Genomic DNA, 352 nt, shown 5'->3' with positions numbered 1-352 from the left:
GTCCTGCGACGGCACGATGATCGGSYGRCCGTTSGCSGGSKRCAGGATGTTGTTGGTCGACATCATCAACACGCGCGCTTCCAGCTGCGCCTCGAGCGACAGCGGGACGTGCACGGCCATCTGGTCGCCGTCGAAGTCAGCGTTGAACGCGGCGCAGACCAGCGGGTGAAGCTGGATCGCCTTGCCTTCGATCAGCACCGGCTCGAAGGCCTGGATGCCGAGACGGTGCAGCGTCGGAGCGCGGTTCAGCAGCACCGGATGCTCGCGGATGACCTCGTCCAGGATATCCCAGACCTCCGGCTTCTCCTTCTCGACCAGCTTCTTGGCCTGCTTGACCGTAGTCGAGTAGCCC

The 352-nt window shown here is 64.5% G+C and carries 1 protein-coding gene; it reads right to left on the bottom strand.

Annotation, left to right across the window (positions count from 1 at the left end; translation table 11 throughout):
- The coding region (locus AB4Y92_RS26865) for a hypothetical protein (protein WP_441822392.1) at positions 1-352 on the bottom strand (352 nt) is incomplete at both ends.

It is taken from the genome of Lysobacter sp. TAB13, from assembly GCF_052113885.1.
Lineage (GTDB): Bacteria > Pseudomonadota > Gammaproteobacteria > Xanthomonadales > Xanthomonadaceae > Lysobacter > Lysobacter gummosus.
This window is presented reverse-complemented; position numbering and strand designations above follow the sequence as displayed.